This window comes from Pyxidicoccus xibeiensis, from assembly GCF_024198175.1.
Lineage (GTDB): Bacteria > Myxococcota > Myxococcia > Myxococcales > Myxococcaceae > Myxococcus > Myxococcus xibeiensis.
The window spans coordinates 1,007,871-1,027,025 of record NZ_JAJVKV010000005.1; the positions used below are offsets into that span (position 1 = coordinate 1,007,871).

The 19,155-nt window shown below is 70.9% G+C and carries 14 protein-coding genes and 1 riboswitch; of the genes, 8 read left to right on the forward strand and 6 right to left on the reverse strand.

The genetic code is table 11. The features are described 5' to 3' along the window. Window positions 1-19 precede the first annotated feature (19 nt). Complete coding sequence (locus tag LXT23_RS26610) at window positions 20-1,252, reverse strand: GAF domain-containing sensor histidine kinase (RefSeq protein ID WP_253983096.1); 1,233 nt, start codon at window positions 1,250-1,252, stop codon at window positions 20-22. 145 nt (window positions 1,253-1,397) lie between these two features. Between LXT23_RS26610 and dacB the strand changes: the two genes are divergently transcribed. Together dacB and LXT23_RS26620 are read left to right on the forward strand one after the other, a co-directional pair. Next, the gene (dacB, locus tag LXT23_RS26615; RefSeq protein ID WP_253983097.1) at window positions 1,398-2,879 is read left to right on the forward strand and encodes a D-alanyl-D-alanine carboxypeptidase/D-alanyl-D-alanine endopeptidase; all 1,482 of its coding nucleotides are present in this window, start codon (window positions 1,398-1,400) and stop codon (window positions 2,877-2,879) included. Between the two features lie 180 nt (window positions 2,880-3,059). After that, entirely contained in the window at window positions 3,060-5,246 is a 2,187-nt protein-coding gene (locus LXT23_RS26620) for a prolyl oligopeptidase family serine peptidase (RefSeq protein ID WP_253983098.1), read from the forward strand. A gap of 90 nt (window positions 5,247-5,336) precedes the next feature. Here the strand turns inward: LXT23_RS26620 and LXT23_RS26625 are convergent, their stop codons facing one another. Further along, the gene (locus LXT23_RS26625) at window positions 5,337-7,331 is read right to left on the reverse strand and encodes a potassium transporter Kup (protein WP_253983099.1); all 1,995 of its coding nucleotides are present in this window, start codon (window positions 7,329-7,331) and stop codon (window positions 5,337-5,339) included. Further along, a riboswitch (cyclic di-AMP (ydaO/yuaA leader) is annotated at window positions 7,331-7,471 on the reverse strand. Its footprint overlaps the gene before it by 1 nt. Before the next feature lie 88 nt (window positions 7,472-7,559). After that, window positions 7,560-8,660, reverse strand: coding sequence for a winged helix DNA-binding domain-containing protein (locus LXT23_RS26630; protein WP_253983100.1), 1,101 nt, complete (start codon window positions 8,658-8,660; stop codon window positions 7,560-7,562). Between the two features lie 143 nt (window positions 8,661-8,803). On the opposite strand from LXT23_RS26630, the gene LXT23_RS26635 reads away from it, so the two are divergent. Continuing rightward, window positions 8,804-9,895: an alanine racemase gene (locus LXT23_RS26635; RefSeq protein WP_253983101.1), complete on the forward strand. Its 1,092-nt coding sequence runs from the start codon at window positions 8,804-8,806 to the stop codon at window positions 9,893-9,895. A gap of 6 nt (window positions 9,896-9,901) precedes the next feature. Here LXT23_RS26635 and LXT23_RS26640 read toward each other — a convergent pair whose 3' ends face one another. Next, on the reverse strand, window positions 9,902-10,897 hold the full coding sequence (locus LXT23_RS26640; protein WP_253983102.1) for a nucleoside 2-deoxyribosyltransferase: 996 nt from the start codon (window positions 10,895-10,897) through the stop codon (window positions 9,902-9,904). 243 nt (window positions 10,898-11,140) lie between these two features. Here LXT23_RS26640 and LXT23_RS26645 point away from each other — a divergent pair, with 243 nt between their 5' ends. Together LXT23_RS26645 and LXT23_RS26650 are read left to right on the forward strand one after the other, a co-directional pair. Then, window positions 11,141-12,460: a styrene monooxygenase/indole monooxygenase family protein gene (locus tag LXT23_RS26645; protein ID WP_253983103.1), complete on the forward strand. Its 1,320-nt coding sequence runs from the start codon at window positions 11,141-11,143 to the stop codon at window positions 12,458-12,460. 73 nt (window positions 12,461-12,533) lie between these two features. Continuing rightward, on the forward strand, window positions 12,534-13,490 hold the full coding sequence (locus tag LXT23_RS26650; RefSeq protein WP_253983104.1) for a ketopantoate reductase family protein: 957 nt from the start codon (window positions 12,534-12,536) through the stop codon (window positions 13,488-13,490). Between the two features lie 80 nt (window positions 13,491-13,570). On the opposite strand, the gene LXT23_RS26655 is transcribed toward LXT23_RS26650, so the two are convergent. Further along, on the reverse strand, window positions 13,571-13,957 hold the full coding sequence (locus LXT23_RS26655; protein ID WP_253983105.1) for an ArsR/SmtB family transcription factor: 387 nt from the start codon (window positions 13,955-13,957) through the stop codon (window positions 13,571-13,573). Window positions 13,958-14,110: 153 nt separating this feature from the next. Between LXT23_RS26655 and LXT23_RS26660 the strand changes: the two genes are divergently transcribed. Next, window positions 14,111-14,851, forward strand: coding sequence for a hypothetical protein (locus LXT23_RS26660; RefSeq protein ID WP_253983106.1), 741 nt, complete (start codon window positions 14,111-14,113; stop codon window positions 14,849-14,851). Here LXT23_RS26660 and LXT23_RS26665 read toward each other — a convergent pair. Beyond that, window positions 14,840-15,844 (reverse strand): Lnb N-terminal periplasmic domain-containing protein, encoded by a 1,005-nt coding sequence (locus LXT23_RS26665; protein ID WP_253983107.1) that lies wholly within the window; start codon window positions 15,842-15,844, stop codon window positions 14,840-14,842. The two genes, LXT23_RS26660 and LXT23_RS26665, sit on opposite strands and share 12 nt — an antisense overlap. A gap of 219 nt (window positions 15,845-16,063) precedes the next feature. On the opposite strand from LXT23_RS26665, the gene LXT23_RS26670 reads away from it, so the two are divergent. Both LXT23_RS26670 and hppD read left to right on the forward strand, forming a co-directional pair. Further along, complete coding sequence (locus LXT23_RS26670; RefSeq protein ID WP_253983108.1) at window positions 16,064-17,713, forward strand: cyclic peptide export ABC transporter; 1,650 nt, start codon at window positions 16,064-16,066, stop codon at window positions 17,711-17,713. Window positions 17,714-17,887: 174 nt separating this feature from the next. Then, window positions 17,888-18,946, forward strand: coding sequence for a 4-hydroxyphenylpyruvate dioxygenase (gene hppD / locus LXT23_RS26675; RefSeq protein ID WP_253983109.1), 1,059 nt, complete (start codon window positions 17,888-17,890; stop codon window positions 18,944-18,946). Window positions 18,947-19,155: the final 209 nt, after the last annotated feature.

Genomic DNA, 19,155 nt, shown 5'->3' on the forward strand with positions numbered 1-19,155 from the left:
CCGGCGCTCGACCCGGTGCCTACCGCTGAGCGTCCCGAGGCAGGCGGACGCGGAAGGTGGTGCCCGCGTCGTGCGTGGACACCACCTCGACGCTGCCGCCGTGGGCCCGGACAATCTGGTCCACGATGAAGAGGCCCAGGCCGATGCTGCGGCGCTCACCGCCCCCGTCGGTGCCGCGGGTCATCGGCTCGAACAGGCCGGGCAGGACCTGCGCCGGGATGGGCGGCCCCTCGTTGGAGACGGAGAGGACGACCCCGCGCTCCTCCGCCTCCGTCTTCACCCGGATGGGCGTCCCGGGAGGGCTGTACTGCACGGCATTGGTGAGCAGGTTGGTGAGGACCTGCGAGATGCGGTCTGAATCCCACGAGCCCCACACGTCGTGTGGGCCCTCCACCTCGAACCGGCGCTCGGGCGCGGCCAGCGACACCTCGGCCACCACCTGCTGTGCAATCACCTGGAGGTCCATGGCCTGGGGCTTCACGGGGAGCGTCTTGCCCATCCGGGCCTGGGTGAAGTCGAGCAGGTCCCGGATGAGCCGGTTGGCCCGGTTCGCTGACTCCAGGATGCGGCCAAGCCCGCTGCGGGCCCGGTCATCCAGGTCCGTGCGGCGCAGCAGCGTCGCGGCGGACAGGGTGATGGCATTCAGGGGGTTGCGCAGGTCATGGCTGACGATGCCGATGAGCTGCTCGCGAAGCTGCGCGGCCTCCTGGGCGCTGAACAGCTGGGCATCCCGGCGGCCCAGCTCGTCCAGCTGCTCGAGCTGGTAGCCGATCAGCTCTCCGAGGTGGCGGAACACCTCCAGCTTGTCCTCCGTGAGGTCGGCCGGGCGCGGATCCAACGCGCACATCACCCCGAAGAAGGAACCGTCCCGCCGGTACACCGGCACGGCGATGTAGCTCTCGATGCCGTAGAGCTTCGGTGCCGGGTGGGTCGCGAAGCGCGGGTCCTGGCTCGCATGGTTGACGAGCAGCGGCGCCATCATGCCGCGCACGGTGCTGCAGAACGTCGTGGCGACCGCCAGGGTGTCTCCGGGCTTTATCCCGAAGTTCACCTCGTCCAGCACGGCGCAGCACGTCCACGACTCGGCGGTGACCCGCGCCACCACGCCCAGTCGCAGGCCCGTCGTCTTCAGGAGCAACCGCAGCACCGTCTTGACGGCCTCGATGCGCCCCACCGCTGCGACGTCCTCGGCGAGCCGCGACTCTTCAGGGGAGAGACTGCCCAGGGATGATGTCTTCCACGAGTCCGACATGGATGTGCGGACTCTAACCGCCACCCCGGCGGGGCTTCTTGCACCGCCAGGACGCTCCCGGGCCGGTGGGTCGAATACCGAACGGCCAGCCCCCTCGCGGGTTCGCATGACAGGGCACCAGAGGCGGCGGTAGCGTGGCCGCGTGATGCGCCGCGCTCTCCTGCTCCCCTTGCTGCTGGCCCTCCTACCGCTCGCCGGATGCACCCGCGCGAAGCGTCCGGACGCGCCCACCTTCCCCTCGCTGGCGAAGTCGCTCTTCGGCACCCTGGAAGACGAGGGCGCGCTGGCGAGCGCCTATGTCGTGGACGCGGTGACGGGCGAGCCGCTCTTCAACCACCGCGAGCACGTGCGGCTGCTGCCCGCCTCCACCATGAAGGTGGTGTCCACCGCGTCGGTGCTGTCCGCGCTGGGCGCGGACTTCCGCTACCAGACGCCCGTGGCGCTGGAGGGCGCCCACGTGGATGGCCTCTTCCTGGGGGACGTGGTGGTGGAGGCGGCTGGAGACCCCTCGCTGGGCTCGTGGCGCTTCCCGGAGACGGCGCTCGCGTGTGACCAGGTGGCGGACGCCATGGTGGCGCGCGGCATCCGCCAGTGGCGCGGAAACGTCCGGGTGCGGGGCACCGACGAGGCGGACTTCCCCTTCGGCCCCGGCTGGGCCTGGGACGACGCCGCTTACGCCTACAGCGCCGCCCCGACGAGCTTCGTGTTCCGGGAGAACGTGGTGGACCTGTCGCTGTCGCGCGCGGAGGGCGTGGACTGCGCGCAGCCTCCCACCGTGCAGCTGACGCCCGCCTTCGCGTCGCTGTCCACGGTGGTGAGCGTGGACATGACGGCCGAGCGCACCAACGTCGCGTGCGTGCGCCAGCGCGGCGGCCCCGGGGTGCGCTGCGTGTGGCGCTCTCCCGCCAACCAGTGCCCGCGCGCCGCCACCGTGAAGCTGGCCGTGGACGAGCCCCAGGTCCTCTTCTCCGCGTGCGTGGAGGAGGCCCTGCTCAAGCGCGGCGTGCCCCGCCTGCCGCACACGCTGGAGTCCCCCGCCCCGCTGCGCCCGCCCGTGCCCGAGCCGCTCGTCACCCTGGTCAGCCCGCCCCTGTCGGAGCTGGTCAAGGTCACCAACAAGGAGTCGCTCAACCTCTACGCGGAGCGGCTGGGGCTGCGCTTCACCCGCGAGCGCACCGGCGCGGAGACGTACGCCGCCCTGCGCTCCGCCCTGGGCGAGGAGCTCACCCGGCGCGGCATCCCCGCCCGGGACTTGCGCCCGGTAGATGGCAGCGGGCTGTCCCGCTACAACCTGGCTACCGCGCGCGGGCTGGTGCGCGTGCTCTTCACCAGCCTGCGGGAGCCGTACGGCACCGCGCTGGTGGAGAGCCTGCCCGTGGCCGGCCAGGACGGCACGCTGGCCACCCGCCCCGTCACCCCCGTCACCGCCGGCCGCATCCGCGCGAAGACGGGCACCCTCTCCGGGCAGCGCTGCTTCGTGGGCGTGGTGGACCGCCCCGGTGACAGCCAGCACCCGCGCGTCGTCTTCGCGCTGATGCTGGGCAACATGGACGAGGGCACCGCGCTCCCCTCGAGCGAGGCCTTCGACCGCTTCGCGGCGGCGCTGGTGGAGCTGCCCCTGCGCTGAGGCTCCAGGCAACCGCATGGGCCCGGCGCATTCCCACGGCTGGGACGCGAAAGCCGGTCGGCCGGAACGCGAGCGAACACCCGGGCGGGGACGACATTCCCATGACGGGGAAGGTGCGCCTGTGGGCAGGGGACGTGGCAGGCTGCGCGCGACTTCCCAACCTCACCCTGGAGGTGAAGCTTGAAGCTGACAACCGCAGTGACGGCGGCGGTGCTGATGCTGCCGCTGGCCGTGCCGGCCGCGCCGGCCCCGGGCAAGGGTGCCGCCAAGGCGCCCGCGACGGAGAAGCAGGAGAAGGTGGACACCTACCACGGCACGGAGGTGAAGGACCCGTACCAGTGGCTGGAGTCCTCCGGCGACGCGAAGGTGCAGCAGTGGAACGACGCGCAGAACGCGCACACGCGCGCCATCCTGGACAAGCTGCCCGGCCGCGAGGGCCTGCGCCAGCGCATCTCCGAGCTGCTGTCCTGGAAGTCGCCGGGCTACGGCGCGCTGGAGGATGCCGGTGGCACCCTCTTCGCCATGAAGTCGCAGCCGCCGAAGCAGCAGGCCTTCCTGGTGGTGCTGGGCTCGGTGGACGACACGTCCAAGGAGCGCGTGCTGGTGGACCCCATGGTGGTGGACCCGTCGGGCCACACCACCATCGACTGGTACGTCCCCACCCTGGACGGCAAGAAGGTGGCGGTGTCCCTGTCGAAGAACGGCACGGAGAGCGGTGACGTCACCGTCTACGACGTGGCCACCGGCAAGGCGCTGCCTGGCGAGGTGGTGCCCAAGGTGAATGGCGGCACCGCGGGTGGCAGCCTCGCGTGGAACGCGGAGGGCACCGGCTACTTCTACACGCGCTACCCGCGCGGCGAGGAGCGCCCGGCGGCCGACCGCGACTTCTTCCAGCAGGTGTACTTCCACCAGTTGGGCACGCCCACGGAGAAGGACACGTACGCGCTGGGCAAGGACTTCCCGCGCATCGCGATGACGGAGCTGGAGACGTCGCACGACGGCCAGTACACCTCCGCGCTGGTGGCCAACGGCGACGGCGGCGAGTTCATGCTGTACCTGCGCGGCCCCTCCAAGCAGTGGACGCAGGTGTCGAAGTTCGAGGACAAGGTCATCCGCGCGCGCTTCGGCCACGACGGGGCCCTGTACCTGGTGAGCCGCAAGGACGCGCCGCGCGGCAAGGTGCTGCGGCTGCCCCTGGCCACCCCCACGCTGGACAAGGCCACGGTGCTGGTGCCCGAGGGCGAGGCCAGCATCCAGGGCATCTTCCCGGCGAAGTCGCGGGTGTACGTGAACGAGCAGCTCGGCGGCCCGTCCCAGGTGCGCATGGTGGACCTGAAGGGCCAGGTGCTGGGGCTGGTGCCCACGCTGCCGGTGTCCTCCGTGGGCGGGCTGGTGAGCGCGGGCGGCGACGACATCCTCTTCGTCAACACCAGCTTCGTGCAGCCGATGGCCTGGTACCGCTACTCCGCCAAGGACAACAAGGTGACGAAGACGGCGCTGGCCCGCACGTCGCCCATGGACCTGAGCGACGTGGACGTGGTGCGCACCGAGGCCACGTCCAAGGACGGCACCAAGGTGCCGGTCACCATCCTGAAGAAGAAGGGCACGAAGCTGGACGGCAAGAACCCGGCGCTGCTCACCGGCTACGGCGGCTTCAACGTCTCCATCTCCCCGGGCTTCAGCGCGCTGACGGGCCTGTGGCTGGAGCAGGGCGGCGTGTACGCGGTGGCCAACCTGCGCGGCGGCTCGGAGTTCGGCGAGAAGTGGCACGCCGAGGGCTCGCTGACGAAGAAGCAGAACGTCTTCGACGACTTCTACGCCGCCGCGAAGCTGCTGGTGGACCAGAAGTACACGCAGCCGAAGAAGCTGGCCATCCAGGGCGGCAGCAACGGCGGCCTGCTGATGGGCGCGGCCGTCACCCAGCACCCAGAGATGTACGGCGCCGTCGTGGCGCGCGTGGGCATCTACGACATGCTGCGGGTGGAGCTGACGCCCAACGGGCAGTTCAACATCACCGAGTACGGCACGGTGAAGGACCCCGAGCAGTTCAAGGCGCTGCGCGCGTACTCGCCCTTCCACAACGTGAAGGACGGCACGCAGTACCCGTCCGTGCTGTTCACCTCTGGCGCCAATGACCCGCGCGTGGACCCGTTCCACTCGCGGAAGATGGTGGCCCGGATGCAGGAGGCCACCACCTCCAAGCGCCCCGTCCTCCTGCGCGCCAACGCGGAGACCGGCCATGGCGCCGGCACCCCGCTCAACGCCCGCATCGAGGAGGAGGTGGACGTCTACTCCTTCGTCTTCAACGAGCTGGGCATGAAGTACCGGCCGCCGGCGAAGAAGGTCAGCGCGCCGCCTCCCCAGTGACGCACGAGCCCTGACGCAAGGGCACTCCGCCCGCCGTGGACACGGGGACACCGTGTTCGCGGCGGGCTTCGTGTGGGCGCGGTGGCCGGCCTACAGCTCCACCTGGGCCCCCAGCTCGACGACGCGGTTGGGGGGAATCCGGAAGTACGAGGTGGCGCTGCGCGCGTTGCGGCTCATCCAGGTGAAGAGCACCTCGCGCCACAGCGCCATGCCGGGCTTCTTGCTGGGGATGAGCGTCTCCCGGCCGAGGAAGAAGCTGGTGCTCATGACGTTGAAGGGCAGGCCCGCCTCGCGGCAACGCTTGAGGATGTCGGGAATCGACGGGTCCTCCATGAAGCCGTAGCGCGCGACGATGCGGCGGAAGCCCTGGGACAGGTCCTCCACCGTCACCCGCTCGGCGGAGGGCACGTGTGGCACGTCCTCGGTGAGGATGGTGAGGAACAGGGTCTGCTCGTGCAGCACCTTGTTGTGCTTCAGGTTGTGAAGCAACGCGGTGGGCGCGAGGTCCGAGTTGCCCGTCATGAAGATGGCCGTCCCTGGCACCCGGCGGGGCCCGGTGTCCCCGAAGCTCTCCAGCAAGTCCCTCAGCCCGAGCGCGCCCGTGCGCAGCTTCTCCGCCAGCAGCTCGCGGCCTCGCTTCCACGTCGTCATCAGGGTGAAGAGGACGACGCCCAGCGAGAGCGGCAGCCAGCCGCCGTGCGCCACCTTGACGATGTTGGCGCCGAAGAAGCCCAGGTCGATGGCGAGGAACGCGGCGGCCACGGGCAGCGCGAGCGAGCGCCGCACGCCCCAGCGCTCGCGCGCCACCACGTAGGCGAGGCACGTGGTGATGGCCATGGTCGCCGTCACCGCGATGCCGTACGCCGCCGTGAGCGCGAGCGAGGAGCGGAAGCCCAGCACCACCGCCACCACACCCAGCAGCAGCGCGAGATTCACTCCGGGCAGGTAGATCTGCCCCTGCTCCGACGCCGAGGTGTGCACCACCTCCAGCCGGGGCCAGTAGCCCAGCTGGATGGCCTGCCGGGTGAGGCTGAAGACGCCGGAGATGAGCGCCTGGGAGGCGATGACGGTGGCCGCCGTGGCCAGCCCCACCAGCGGGTAGAGGGCCCAGTCCGGGGCCAGGTGGAAGAAGGGATTGCTGGCGACGCCGGGCTCGCGCAAGAGCAGCGCCCCCTGCCCGAAGTAGTTGAGCAGGAGCGCCGGCAGCACCAGGACGAACCAGGCCAGGCGGATGGGCCGGTAGCCGAAGTGGCCCATGTCCGCGTAGAGCGCCTCGCCGCCCGTTACCACGAGGAACACCGCGCCCAGCACCAGGAAGCCGTGCCAGCCGTTGTGCGCGAAGAAGCGCACCGCGTGCGTGGGCAGCACGGCCTGCAGCACCGAAGGGTTCTTCACCAGCTCGTGCACGCCCAGCACCGCGAGCGTCACGAACCAGGCCACCATCAAGGGGCCGAACACCCGGCCGATGCCCCCCGTGCCCTTGTGCTGCACCAGGAAGAGCGCGAGCAGGATGACCAGCGCGATGGGCACCACGTAGGGCGTGAAGAGCGGGGTGGCCACCGCGAGCCCCTCCACCGCCGACAGCACCGAGACGGCCGGGGTGATGATGCCGTCGCCGTAGAGCAGCGCGGCGCCGAAGAGGCCCAGCGTCAGCAGCACCATGCGTCGCGCCCCGCCGCCCGCCTCGCCACCAGGGCTCCCGCGTCGATGCAGCACCAGCGCCAGCAGGGCGAGGATGCCGCCCTCCCCCCGGTTGTCCGCCTTCATCACGAAGGCGAGGTACTTCACCGAGATGACGATGAGCAGGCTCCAGAAGACGAGGCTGAGCACCCCCAGCACGTTGTCGGGAGTGGGAGCGATGCCGTGCTCGCCGCTGAAGCAGTCGCGCAGCGCGTACAGCGGGCTGGTGCCGATGTCGCCGTAGACGATGCCGAGCGCGCCCAGGGCGAGCGGTGCCAGGCGGGAGAGGGGCTCCCGGCCCCTGACGGCCGCATGGCCACCGGAGGGAGGACGGGGTGAAGCGGGAGCAGCCGAGCTCGCGGACGACGGCGAGCCCGGCCCGGAACTGCCAGGGTCGGAAGACATTGCGTTCTCCTCGACGCCTGCGGGGTTAGCTGACGGACTCGGGCTGAGAGAACCTGCCCTACGCTCGACCTCGAGCGACTCGCCCCAACGAACCTGGGTCCCCCGCTCCCGCTGACAGCGGGATTCGGCGTATGAGGCCCATAACTAGTCCCTGCCCTCCCGCACCGCAATGCGTCTGGAGGAAAGCCCAGGCATGGCGGGCACTTGCGCAGCCCCCGGCCCGGCCACTCAGGCGAAGCGGACCTCAAAGGCGCGGGCGTCGGGCTCGGCGAAGCGCAGCAGGCCCTCCCCTTCCCCCACCAGCGCGTCGCGCAGCTTCTTGCCCAGCGGCGCGAAGGGCTCGACGACGAGCGTCGCCGTGGCCTTCTTCCGCTCCACCTTCCACGTGCCGGTGACGAGGCCGTCCACCAGGAACGTGGCGGGGATGCGCAGGTTCTTCGTGATGAGCCGGGAGCGGTACTCGTCCGCCACCAGCCGCGTGCGGTCCTCGTGTCCGAGGATGAGGCTGTCGAACTCGGGCAGGAAGCGCACGGGCGCGGGCGTGTCCTCGGGAGGCCGGGGCGCCTTCGGCAAATCGAACAGCTCGCGCCCCTTCTCGTCGCGCAGGGTGAGCAGCTTCGGCATCAGCGACGCCACCACGTCCTTGAGGCCCTTGAGGCCGGTCCACGTCTGCGCGTCCGCCACCGTCGCCGGGCCGAAGGCCGCGAGGTAGCGCAGCACCAGCGCCTCCGGCGTCCCGTCGGTGCCCAGCGGCTCACCCAGCCAGGACTCCGCCACGGCGAAGTCCGTGGTGCCCGGGTAGCCCCACTCGGCGTCGGTGGGCACCTGGATGAGCGGCAGGTACATCCGCACCACGAAGCCCATGGCGCGCTCGTCCGTCTTCGGGTGGCGCTCCACCAGGTAGTCGCGCACCTCCTCGAAGGTGCGAGGCTCCTCCAGCAGGTACTCGCGCGCTTCCTGGACCAGGGGCGCGATGTCCAGGCCCTTCGCGCGCTCGCGGAGGATGGCGTGCACCGAGGCCTCCAGCAGCGGCGCGAAGAGGGCCCGCAGCTTCACGTAGTCCTTCGCGCTCAGCAGGTGCAGCGTGCCGCGCATCAGCGTGGCGCGGACGACCTCGCGGCGCTGCAGCAGCCGCAGGAGCGCCTCGCGCTCGAAGCCCTCGACGCGGGACCAGAGGCCGAGGAAGGGCGGCTTCGCCTGCTGGGCCTGGAGCGCCACGAGCCGCTCGACGGCCTTGAGGAGGGGGAGCTTCTCGCGCTCCAGCAGCAGCTGTCGCGCGAGCGTGGCCCGGTTGAGCGCGCGCAGGGTCATGATGGGAGTGGCTGGCATGGAGCCCTCGGATGGGTGGCACGCCCCCGCAGGGAGAAGTCCCGGCCGGCGCGCTGGAGCCGGGTGTGTACCATTCCGCAGGAGGTCGCGAGCACGGGCGTTGACGCTGGAGCCACCGCGCGTCGGGTGCCACCATGCGCGGCATGGACCTTCCATCCCTGGATTCGCTCGTCACTCCGGCCGCCATCGTGGACCTGGACCGCGTGGAGGCGAACCTCCAGCGCGTGGCGGCCTATACGCGCGAGCACGGCCTGCGCTGGCGCCCCCACACCAAGACGCACAAGACGGTGGAGCTCACCGCCCTGCAGCTGCGGGCCGGCGCGGCCGGCGCCACCGTGGCCACGCTCCACGAGGCCGAGGTCATGGCCTCCGTCGCGGACGACGTGCTGGTGGCCTACCCGCCCGTGGGCCCCCAGCGGCTCGCGCGCCTGATGGCCCTGCCCCGCCACGTCCGCGTCACCGTCGCGCTCGACTCGCGCGAGGCGCTGGACGGACTGGGCCGGGCCGCGCGCGACGCGGGCCGCACCGTGGGCGTGCTGGTGGAGCTGGACATGGGCATGCGCCGCGTGGGCCTCCAGGCCCCCGAGGAGGCTGTGGCCCTGGCTCGCGCGGTGGCTGACACCGAGGGCGTGCGCTACGAGGGCATCACCTTCTACGCCGGGCACGTGCGCACGCCCGTGGCCGAGCAGGGCCCGGTGCTGCGCGAGCAGGCCTCACGCGTGGGCACCTTCGTGACGGCGCTGGCCGCCGCCGGCCTGAAGCCTCCACAGGTGAGCGGCGGCTCCACGCCCACGCTGTGGCGCTCGCACGAGGTGGCCGGGCTCACGGAGATACGGCCCGGCGTCAACGTGTTCAACGACCGCAACTCCGCCGCCCTGGGCGCGTGCGCGTGGACGGAGTGTGCGTACTCCGTGCTCGCCACCGTGGTGAGCACCGCCGTCCCCGGACAGGTCGTCATCGACGCCGGCTCCAAGGCCCTGGCCAAGGAGGAAGGCGTGGACCCCGCCGGGGGCTACGGCGCCCTGCTGGACAGGCCGGAGGTGGTGGTGCGCGGCGTGTCGGAGGAGCACGGCCTGCTGGACGTGTCCGGCACGGCGTGGCGCCCCCGCGTGGGAGAGCGCGTGCGCGTGGTGCCCAACCACGTCTGCACCTCCGTCAACCTGCACGAGCGGCTGCACGTGCTGCGCAGCGGGGCCCCGCACGCCACGTGGAGCGTGGCGGCACGGGGCTGGTGAGCGGCGTCAGGCCAGCCGCTCCAGCTCTCGCGCGAGCAGCGTCTCCAGCTCGCGGATGCTCTTGTAGACGATGCAGCGGTAGGAGGCGACGTCGAAGCGCAGCTCCCTCACGTCGCGCACCATGAGGATGCACGGCCGCCCGCGGCCCCACGCATAGCCGACCTCCAGGTACACGTTGGGGTTGGCCATGGACAGGTCGGCGATGACCACCTTCGCCGTGTCGATGCGCTCGCGGATGCGCTGGATGATGGGCCCGTCGAACACCGCCTGGTCCACGCGCTCGCACAGCAGGCCCGCCGTCTTCACAGGCCCGAGGATGCCGTAGTGGTAGGTGTCCTCCAGCTCCGGCGCGAAGGGCATGGCCACGAAGGCGTGCGGCTTCTCCAAGGACACCGTGCCCGCCGTGGCCATGGGCGGCGCCTGCACGACGGCGCTCATCCGCTGCACCCGGAAGCCGTTGCCGCCCGGCAGCGCCGTCACCCCGGGCGTGCCGACGAGCCCCCGCTCCATCGCCTTGCGCAGCCGCGCAGCGCGCCGCGCGTCCACCTCCACCACCGTGAAGCGCTCCAGGCCCTGCGGCCCCGTGCCCCGCTGGAAGGCCTCCACGAGTCCACCGACGAACGCGAGCGCCGCCTCGTCCTCGTCCAGCCCGTAGTTCGGCCCGTGCACCGTGCCGGCCACGTGCTTCAGCGCCGTGTGTGACTCCAGGGCCTTCAGCGCGCGCACGGAGAACTGGCGGATTTCGTGGTAGCCGAAGTCGCCCAGGCGCACCGTGCCCAGGAAGAGCGCCAGGGGCGCTGCCAGTCCCCCGCGCGTCTCCACCAGGCGGTACTGCCCCGGGAGCACCTCCACCTCCGAGGCGGGAATGCCCACCCGCTCCAGCCGCTTCGCCGCCGCGCCCGCCGCCCCGTAGAGCCGCTGCGCGTACTTGTAGAGCACCGCGTCCGCGGACGTGTCCGCGAGGTCTCCCACTTCCAGAATCAAGTCCAGGGACACACTCATCGCCCCCGACTGTAGGGCCTTCCGCCACGTCCACCCAACCCGGACCCACACCGTCCGTCGCAGTAGGAAATCTGGAGTCGTGCGCAGATTCTCAAAAAATTAGTACGACCCATTTGAAGTTCTCCACCCGTATTGTGCTATGGAGCCCAGCGTTCCGGGAAAAGTCCGGGGCACCCCATGTCCCCTTGGGGGGGGTCCAACCCGACACGGCCGCTGGCCTGCCGGGCACGGAAGGAGAGTCACATGGCGAGCATCGGCATCATCGGCGCCGGCACGGCCGGCCTGCACCTGGGCTTGAAGCTGCTGTCCCACGGCATCCCCGTGACGCTGTACGCGGAGCAGGACCCGGCGAAGCTGCGCACCGGGCGGCTGCTCAACACGGTGGCGCACCACTCGCCCACCCGGAACCGGGAGCGCGAGCTGGGCGTGGACCACTGGAGCGGGCCGCACGCGGACCTGCACTCCGTGGGCATCCACGTGAACGGGCCGCAGCCGTTCGGGCTGCGGGGCCGGCTGGACTCGTCCACCATCTTCGTGGACTACCGCCTGTACCAGCCGAGGCTGGCGGAGGACTTCGTGGCGCGCGGGGGCCGGCTGGAGGTGCTGCCCGTGGACGTCGCGGTGCTGGAGGCGGTGACGCTCCGGCATGACCTGGTGGTGGTGGCCACCGGCCGCAACGGGCTGACGTCGCTCTTCCCGCGCATCCCGGAGCTGTCGCCGCACACGAAGCCGGCCCGCCTGCTGTTCGCCGCCCTGCTCAAGGGCGTGCACATGCAGGAGCCCATCAGCATGATTGCGAACCTGGTGCCGGGCCATGGTGAAATCTTCGAGGCTCAGGTCATCACCCGCTACGGCCGCGTGCCGAGCATCCTCATCGAGGCGCTGCCCGAGGGGGAGCTGGCGGTGCTCGGCCAGCAGCGCTACGACGCGGACCCGCGCGCCTTCGAGGCGCTGCTGATGGACCGGCTGCGCCGCTTCGCGCCCACCACCTTCGAGCGCGTGGAGCCGGAGCAGTTCGGCGTGCTGGGGCCCATGGACTGGCTGCAGGGCAGCCTCACCCCCATGGTCCGCCAGGGCTGGGCACGGCTGGCCAACGGCCGCTGTGTCATGGCCGTGGGCGACACGCACGTGACGAACGACCCGGTCGCCGGCCAGGGCGCCAACGCGGCGTCGGCCTCCGCCTTCGCGCTGGCGGCGAGCATCCTCGACGCCGTGGGCATGGACCGTCCGTTCGACGAGGCCTTCTGCCGCGACGCGGAGACGAAGACGTGGGCGGCCGCCGCCCCGGCGACGCACTGGACCAATGCCCTGCTCCAGCCGCCGCCTCCGCACGTCGTCGACGTGCTGGTCGCCGGCAGCCAGGAGCAGCGCGTCGCGGACGCCTTCGTCAGTGCCTTCATGGTTCCGGAGCGCATCCTCGCTGCCTGTGGGAGCCCGGAGAGCGCGGCGGCCTTCGTCGCCAACAGCCGTCAGCCGGCCCCCGCGGTGTCCCCGGCGATGGACGCGCCGGCCTGGCAGCTGCCTCCCGAAGAGGTGGTGGTGCCGGTGGCCCGGGTGCACTGAGCCCGGCGGCCGTCCCCCCGCGCGGCGGGATTGAGTCCTGCCGCCGCGGGAGCGCCCGGTTATCTTCCGCGCCATGCGATTCGCCATCGTGGGTTCGGGAGGAGTCGGTGGGTACTACGGCGCGCGGCTGGTGCGCGCCGGCCAGCAGGTGACGTTCCTCGCCCGGGGCGCTCATCTGAGAGCCATGCGTGAGAAGGGCCTCTCCATCCGAAGCATCGAGGGAGACTTCACCGTCCCCGTGCGCGCCGAGGAGGACCCCGCCCGCGTGGGCCCGGTGGACGTGGTCGTCCTGGCGGTGAAGAACTACGACGTCGCCTCCGTGCTGCCCACGGTGAAGACGCTCGCCGCCGCGTCGGACACGCCCGCCCTGGGCGGCACCACCGCCGCCATCCTCACGCTGCAGAATGGCGTGGACAGCCCCGGCGAGGTGGCCGCCGTGGTGGGCGAGGCACCGGTCATCGGCGGCACGACGTACATCTCCACCGCCATCAGCGAGCCGGGCGTCATCTCGCAGACGGGCAAGTACCACCGCATCGTGCTGGGCGAGGTGTTCGGCGACACGTCCCGCGTGTCCCCGCGTGTGCAGGCGCTGCGCGACGTGCTGGCGGGCGCGGGGCTGAACGTGGAGGCGGTGGCCGACGCGCGAGCGCCGCTCTGGGAGAAGCTCGCCTTCCTCGCGGCCATGTCCGGCTTCTGCACCGCGGCCCGCCTGCCCCTGGGGCCGCTGCGGGAGGCCGGCCCCTTCCGCGAGATGTTCCAGGAGGCCGCCGCCGAGGTGCTCCGCGTGGCCGCCGCCGAGGGCGTCGTCACCACCACCCGCCCCGAGGACGTGCGGAAGTTCATGGAAGGGCTGCAGGACGACATGCGCCCGTCGATGATGGTGGACCTCGAGGGCGGCAAGCCGCTGGAGGTGGAGTACCTCCAGGGCACGGTGTCCCGGCGGGGCAAGGCCCGCGGCGTGCCCACGCCGGTGATGAGCACGCTCTACTCACTGTTGCTTCCGCACGTGCGCGGGCTCCGCAAGGGCTGAGGCCGCGCGCCGCTCAGGGCTTCTGCTTCCTGCCACCGCGGCTGCCGCACGTGCACGGGCTCCGCAAGGGCTGAGGCCGCTCAGGGCTTCTTCTTCCTGCCGCGCCGGGGAGCTTCGCGTCCCTCCTCTTCGGCCTTCATGTCATCGAGCACGGCGTCGAGGCGCTGGAAGGTGGCTTCCCAGAACTCGCGGTAGCGCTCCAGCCACTCGTTGGCCTCCGCGAGCGGGGCGGCCTCCAGTCGGCGGGGCCGGCGCTGCGCATCGCGGCCGCCCGAAATCAGGCCGGCGCGCTCCAGCACCTTGAGGTGCTTGGAGATGGCGGGCTGGCTCATCGCGAACGGCTCCGCCAGCTCGTTCACCGACGCCTCCCCCGCCGCGAGCCGGGCGAGGATGGCCCGCCGGGTCGGGTCCGCGAGCGCGGCGAAAATCGCATCCAGGCGGCTCCCGGCCGCGCCTCCATGAGTCATCGGATTTATATCCATATGGTTATATAAAAACACCCCCTTCCGGCGTCAAGTCCGGGGGCCAGGCGGGGCCGCCGTGCTCGGACGTCCTGGGAGCCGCCAGCACGGCCCTCCAGTGCATGCAATGGCGGGCCGGGATTGGCATATGGAGGGGGTATGCCCGAGCCGAAGCCCCGTCCCGCCGCCGCCAGCGACCTGCCGCCATTGATGGGCCGGGTGGCGTTTCTCGCCGTCGCCTCCGGCCTGACGCCGCTCATCCCGGTGCCCTTCCTGGACGACTACGCCCTGCGCCAGACGCGCGAGGGCATGGTCCGCACCATCCTCCGGGAGCACGGCCTGCCCGCGCCGGCCCGGGCGGTGGAGCTGCTGGCCGGCTCGCACGTGAGCCAGACGATGGGCGGCCGGGTGATGAGCCTGCTCAAGAGCGTGGTGCTCTTCCCCGTGCAGAAGATCTTCCGGAAGGTCTTCTTCGTGCTGTGGATCAAGGACTGCGTGGACATGGCGTCCCTGTCCCTGCACCACGGCTACCTGCTCACCCACGCCGTGGAGCGGGGAGACGTGGACGCCGGCTCGCTCGCGGGCGACATGCCCCGGCGCATCCACGACGCCATCGTCGCCGCCTGCGCGGAGGTGGACGCCCGCCCGGTGAATCAAATCCTCCGCCGGCTCTTCGCCAGCAGCCGCGTGCTGATGGCTGAGGCCACCCGCGCCTTCTTCAGCCCGAAGAACCCCGGCCCCCGCACGCCCGACGCGGAGCAGAGCGCCGAGGTGAAGTCGCTGACGGACCGGCTGCTCGCGGAGCTGTGGGAGGAGCGCGGCTACTTCCTCGCGCTCCAGCAGCACTACGACAAGCACCTGAAGGCGGGGCCGGCGCCGGCCACAGCCTCAGGGGGCTGAGTCCGCCGTGGCCGCGAGCCCGCGGATGGCCCGGGAGAAGTCCGGCCGGCCCTCCGCTGCAAGCGCGCGCGCGTTGATGTGGTGCCTCGCGCGGACGACCTCCAGCGGCGCGTCCTTCTCGATGAGACCCAGCTCGTACGCCAGCGCATCCGAGTAGGCCGGCAGCAGCGTCCGGTGGTCGTACGGCACGTCCACGTCGCTCACCTTCTCGACGTGGCGCACCAGGTTGGTGGTGCAGTTGCTGGTGAGCGTGTCGTAGAACTCCGGCCGCGCGTGCAGCGCGTTCATCCGCGCCACCATGTCCAGGAAGAAGGAGACGATGCGCTCCTTCGACGCGTCCACCGGGTACAGGTAGACGTCGTCCTTGCGGTGGTTGGAGCGCAGCTGCACCAGGTCGCGCTCGTCGCCCACGACGTAGATGAGCTCGAACTGGCGGAACAGGCCACCCACGGCGGAGAACGTCTCCCCCTTCTCGCGCCGCACCTCCACGGAGAAGACGACATAGCGCCCGTCCGAGAAGCCGAAGCTCACCATGGTGTGCGCCGCGCCATAGAAGCCGGAGAACGGCTCCACGATGAACCACGCGCCCGTCAGCTCGCGCGTGTCGTACGTCGCCGAGTACCAGGACGCGTCCCAGTCCGTGGTGCTGCGGTAGCGGAAGTCGCGCACGTCGTGAATCGTCACGCGAGGGCCGTCCACCTCCGCCCGCGCCGCGCGCGCCAGGTCCGGCGCCCAGTCGCGCTCACCCGAAGGCTTCACCGTCTGCATCCACCCGAACACCGCCGCGCAGCCCGCCACCACCACCGCCACCGCTCCGCGCCGCGAGCCCTTGCGCCACACCACCACCGCCGCGCCGGCCAGCACCAGCGCCAGCAGCGCCCGCACCGGGTGCGACCCTTCCGCGCCCGCGCCCGTCAGTGAGAGGGCGAGCGCGATCCAGGCGGTCCCCAGCAGGAGCACGAGGCCGGTGGCGAGATGGGAGAGCAGGCGCATGGACCGGAGTATCCGCGTCCCCACGGAAGCTGTCACCGCCCTCCCCGCATTCCGCTCCGTTCTCCTGACGCGCTCCACCGCGAGCCACACTCGGGGTGCCAGCCGCGTCCCGGCATGGAGCCCGACTCCTGAGGCACGGGGTACCGCCGCGAACGGCGATGACATATGACGGCGCTCGGAGCCCGCGCCAACCGGGCTCCCCGGTCTCCGGGAGACGCCTTGACCCTGCTCGCGCTGCTGTTCCGGAAGTCCAAGCTTCCCATCATCACCTCACTGCTGCTGGGCCTGCTCGCGGGTGGCTGCGGCGCGGCGCTCATCGCCATCACCAACGAGGCGATTACCTCCAGCAGCCCCGAGGAGGCCTTCCGGCTGCTCCCGAAGTTCGCGGCGATGGCGGTGGCCGTCCTGGTGACGCGGCTGCTGTCGCAGATCCAGCTCAACGTGCTGCAGCAGCGCGTGGTGCAGGACCTGCGGATGGAGCTGTGCGAGCGCATCCTCCGCGCGCCGCTGCGGAAGATGGAGGAGGCGGGCCCGCACCGCATCCTGTCGTCGCTCACCGACGACATCCTCGTCATCAGCACGTCCATCTCCCTGGCGCCCTACGTCCTCATCAGCGTGGCGACCATCGCCGGCTGCCTGGCGTACCTCGCGTACCTGTCCGGGCCCGTGCTGGCGCTGATGCTCGGCGTGCTGGCCCTGGTGGGCGTCACCGTGGTGCTGCCCATGCGCAAGGCCTTCGGCCAGCTCGAGCGGCGCCGCGAGCAGAACGACCAGCTCTTCGCCGGCTTCCGCACGCTCATCGAGGGGACGAAGGAGCTGAGGCTCCACCATGCCCGGAGGACGGCCTTCATGGGCACCGAGCTCAGGCCCACGGCCGAGGCCGTGTCCGAGTCGATGATCTCCTCCAACAACCTGTTCATCCTCAGCGCCAACTGGGGCAACTTCATGATCGTGGCCGTCATCGGCGCGGTCCTCTTCGGCGTGCCGCGCTTCTTCGACGTCGATATGGCCACGCTCGTCGGCTACACGCTGGTGGTGCTCTACGTCCAGCAGCCCCTGGACGGCCTGGCGACGCAGATTCCCCACCTCGCGCGCAGCCAGGTGGCCATCCGGAAGCTGGAGAAGCTCGGGCTCTCATTGGAGGACGCCCGGGAAATCGTCCCGGAGAACGTGCCCGCCAACCCCACCTTCGAGACCCTCGAGCTGGCCGGCATCACCCACAGCTACTACCGCGAGCACGAGGACGGCCACTTCACCCTCGGCCCGATAGACCTGACGCTGCGGCGGGGCGAGCTGGTCTTCCTGGTGGGCGGCAACGGCAGCGGGAAGACCACCCTGGCCAAGCTCTTCACCGGCCTCTACGTGCCCGAGGCCGGAGAGATTCGCGTGGACGGCGTGCCGGTGGTGAACGAGACGCGCGCCGCGTACCGGCAGCTCTTCACCGCCGTCTTCTACGACTTCCACCTCTTCGACCGGCTGCTGGGCCTGGGCCGCCCGGAGCTGCTGGAGCGCGCGCGCACGTACCTCGCCAAGCTCCACCTGGACCGCAAGGTGCGGCTCGAGGGCGACCGGCTCTCCACCACGAAGCTGTCCCAGGGGCAGCGCAAGCGGCTGGCCCTGCTGACCGCGTACCTGGAGGACCGGCCCGTCTACATCTTCGACGAGTGGGCCGCCGACCAGGACCCGGTGTTTCGTGAGCTCTTCTACCGGGAGCTGCTCCCTGAGCTGAGAAGCCGGGGAAAACTGGTATTTGTCATCAGCCATGATGACCGATACTTCGGGATGGCGGACCGGGTGCTGAAGCTCGAGGCAGGGCGGCTGGTGGCGACCTCGATGCAACCACCCGTAAACACTGCCGCTTCCGCCTGAGGCGGAATTCCAGGATTATAAAATTTCAACTGGAATATACGACGCTCCCGTCAGACCCGTGATTCATGCTAGGGGATGTATCAGCCTTTTCACTGGCAGATAATCTCGCGGCCCCATAGCACGATGGACGGCCACGCCAACACGACAAGGGGTCCTCCGGTGGAATTCACGAGCGTGGATCATGTGGAGCTGTACGTGGGCGACGCCATGCTGTCGGCCTACTTCTTCTGCCATGCGCTGGGCTTCCGCATGGTGGCGCAGGCAGCGCCGGAGAGCGGGCTCGAGGGGCGGCGGTCCATCGTCCTGAAGCAGGGCAGCTCGCGGGTGGTGGTCACCTCCGCGCTCGGTTCTGAAGGCCCGGTGGCGGAGTACGTGCGCGTGCACGGCGACGGGGTGAAGGACGTGGCGTTCTCCACGCCCGACGCGGCCGGGGCCTTCCGCGAGGCGGTGCGCCGGGGCGCGAAGGCGGTGCAGGAGCCGGTGACGTACGAGGGCGCGGGTGGCCGGGTGGTGAAGGCAACCATCGCCGGCCCGGGTGACCTGGTGCACTCGTTCATCCAGCGCGACGGCGGCAGCGGCTTCCTGCCGGACGTGTACCTGCCGCTGGAGTCGGTCCCGACGGGGACGGAGGAGCTGTTCACCGCGCTGGACCACGTGGCGCTGTGCCTGGAGCGCGGCACGCTGCTGCCCTCGGTGGCCTTCTACCGGGACGTGCTGGGCTTCGAGCAGACGCACGAGGAGAACGTGCGCACGGAGTACAGCGGGATGAACTCGCGGGTGGTGCAGACGGCCGGCGGGCGCATCTGCTTCCCGATGCAGGAGCCGTACACCGGCACGCGACGTGGGCAGCTCGAGGACTTCCTCGCGGCGCACGGCGGCTCGGGCGTGCAGCACCTGGCGTTCCTGGCGCCCGACATCGTCCGCTCGGTGGACGCGCTGGCCCGCGGCGGCATGAAGATCCTGGACGCGCCGCCGGGCTACTACGAGGGGCTGGAGACGCGGCTGGGCGACCTGGCCGGCTTCCGCCGGGACGCGCTGCAGGAGCGCAACATCCTCATGGACCGCGACGCGTGGGGCCACCTGCTGCAGGTCTTCACCCGCACGCAGCATGCGCGGCGCACCCTCTTCTTCGAGGTCATCCAGCGTCAGGCCGCGCGCGGCTTCGGCGGCGCCAACATCCAGGCGCTCTACGAGGCCAAGGAGCGCGAGGCGCTCCGGACGTCGGCGCGCTGATCCGGCCCGGTTCGCGCGGAGGCTGCCCCTCGCGGGCAGCCTCCCTGCTCCAGGTGAGCCAGGATTCGCGGGAACCTGGTGGGTTTCGTGAAGGGCCGCGCAGGGTGGCGAGGAGGTCAGACCTCCATGCAATACAGCCCCTTACAGTGCTTCCTGGCTGACTAGACATTCCTCAGAAAACAAGGGATGAAAGCACCGGGCATGGTTCA